The organism is Corallococcus carmarthensis, assembly GCF_003611695.1.
GTDB lineage: Bacteria > Myxococcota > Myxococcia > Myxococcales > Myxococcaceae > Corallococcus > Corallococcus carmarthensis.
Genome location: NZ_RAWE01000440.1, coordinates 1 through 1,952, shown reverse-complemented (window position 1 = coordinate 1,952; position 1,952 = coordinate 1). Strand labels below are relative to the sequence as shown.

4 protein-coding genes are annotated in these 1,952 nt (G+C 74.4%); 3 read left to right on the top strand and 1 reads right to left on the bottom strand.

The window, feature by feature from the left end:
* The 3 genes from D7X32_RS44300 to thiD all read left to right on the top strand — a co-directional run.
* Positions 1 to 274: thiamine phosphate synthase (locus tag D7X32_RS44300; protein ID WP_147450530.1), on the top strand; the 274-nt coding region annotated here is incomplete at its 5' end.
* Between the two features lie 20 nt (positions 275 to 294).
* Complete coding sequence (locus D7X32_RS44295) at positions 295 to 1,062, top strand: gamma-glutamyl-gamma-aminobutyrate hydrolase family protein (protein WP_120608466.1); 768 nt, start codon at positions 295 to 297, stop codon at positions 1,060 to 1,062.
* A complete protein-coding gene (gene thiD / locus D7X32_RS44290) occupies positions 1,059 to 1,799 on the top strand; it encodes a bifunctional hydroxymethylpyrimidine kinase/phosphomethylpyrimidine kinase (RefSeq protein ID WP_120608465.1) in 741 nt (246 codons plus the stop codon). The genes D7X32_RS44295 and thiD overlap by 4 nt, the downstream gene beginning before the upstream one ends.
* Positions 1,800 to 1,806: 7 nt before the next feature.
* Here thiD and D7X32_RS44285 read toward each other — a convergent pair.
* The coding region (locus D7X32_RS44285) for a DnaB-like helicase C-terminal domain-containing protein (protein ID WP_279635669.1) at positions 1,807 to 1,952 on the bottom strand (146 nt) is incomplete at its 5' end.

The window sequence follows — 1,952 nt, the reverse complement described above, 5'->3', positions numbered from 1 at the left end:
GGACTACGTGGGCGTGGGGCCGCTGTTCGGCACGGCCACGAAGGTGGTGCAGGCGCCGGTGCTGGGGCTGGAGGCGTTCGCGCGGGTGGTGGCGGAGAGCCCCCTGCCGGTGGTGGGCATTGGCGGGGTGGGCCTGGCGAACATCGCCCGGGTGGCGGCGACGGGGGCGCACGGCGCGGCGGTGGTGTCCGACGCCCTGCTCGCCCAGGACATCGCCGAGCGGGTGCGCCAGCTGTCCGCCGCGTTTGACAGCGTGCGGGGGAGTGGCCTCTAACCCGGGGGAGCTCCCCCACCATGAACCATCCGCCTCCGCGTCATCACGGGACGACCCCGCGTCGTCCCAACATCGGCCTCAGCCCGGACTGGGCCCAGCCGGCCGACTCCGCCTTTCCCCGCTACGAGCTGAAGGTGCCCTACGCGGAGGCGGTGCTGCGCGCGGGGGGCCTGCCCTTCGTGCTGCCGTACACCGACGACGCGTCCTGCGTGGACGCCTACCTGGAGCGGGTGTCCGGGCTGGTGGTGACGGGCGGCGCGTTCGACATCCCTCCGGCCGCGTATGGCGAGGAGGCCCGTGACGGCATGGGGCCGCTGAAGGAGGGCCGCACGGCCTTCGAGGCGCAGCTCATCCGGGGCGCGCTCAAGCGCAACCTGCCGGTGCTGGGCGTGTGCGGCGGCATGCAGCTGCTCGCCGTGGTGCTGGGCGGCACGCTGTTCCAGGACATCCTGAAAGAGATTCCGGGCGCGCGCGACCACGAGCAGAAGCACGACCGCACCCAGCCGCAGCACCCGGTGGAGGTGAAGAACGGCACGCTCCTGGCGGAGGCCGTGGGGCACGGGCAGCTGATGGTGAACTCCACGCACCACCAGGCGGTGAACAAGCCGGGCACGGACGTGACGGTGAGCGCGCTGTCGCCGGACGGCGTGGTGGAGGCGATTGAGTCCACCGCGCACGCGTTCGCGCTGGGCGTGCAGTGGCACCCGGAGCTGATGCTGGGGACCATCCCGGTGCACCTGGGCGTCTACAAGTCGCTGGTGCAGAAGGCGCGCGAGCACCGCCGGTGAGGCCTCGCGTCCTGCTGCTGGCGGGACTGGAGCCCACGGGCAGGGCCGGGCTCCTGGCGGACGTGGCCGCGGTGCGCGCGCGGGGCGGTGACGCGGTGGCGGTGCCCACGGCCCAGACGGCGCAGGGCTCGCATACCTTCGCGGTGGTGCCGGCGTCTCCGCGCATGCTGGCCGCGCAGGTGACGGCCGCGCGCGAGTGGGGCCCCCTGCACGCGGTGAAGTGGGGCGTGGTGCCGGGGCCGTCGCAGCTGTCCACGGCGAAGGCCGCGCTCAAGGATTCGGATGCGTGGTGGGTGGTGGACCCGGTGGTGCGCTCGTCGCGGGGGCAGGTGCTGTCGCGGCTGACGCCCCGGCACTACCTGGCGCTGGCGGGCCCGCGCGTGCTGGTGACGCCGAACCTGGAGGAGGCCGCGTGGCTTCTGGGCCGGCCCGCGCTGGGCACGGTGGAGGACGCCCAGGAGGCGGCCGAGGCGCTGTGCCAGCGCGGCTTCGGCGCGGTGCTGGTGAAGGGCGGGCACCTGCCGGAAGGGCAGGGGCTGGCGGACGTGCTGGCGTTCTCCGGGCGCACGCTGGTGATGCGGGGACGCCGGTTGAAGCGGCCCCCGGAGCGCCGGGGCACCGGCTGCCGGCTGGCGTCCGCGCTGGCGGCGGAGCTGGGCCGGGGCACGGGGCCTGAGGCCGCGGTGCGGGCGGCCCGCGAGCACGTCACGGGCTACCTGCGCACCGGCCGGGACTGACGGACGGCTACTCGCTCCGGGCGCGGCTTTCGAAGCGCGTGTACTCCGCGAGGAACACCAGCTCCACGGAACCAATGGGACCGTTGCGCTGCTTGGCGACGATGAGCTCCACGGGGATGACCGTGTTGCTCTGGCCGCCGCCGCCACCACCAC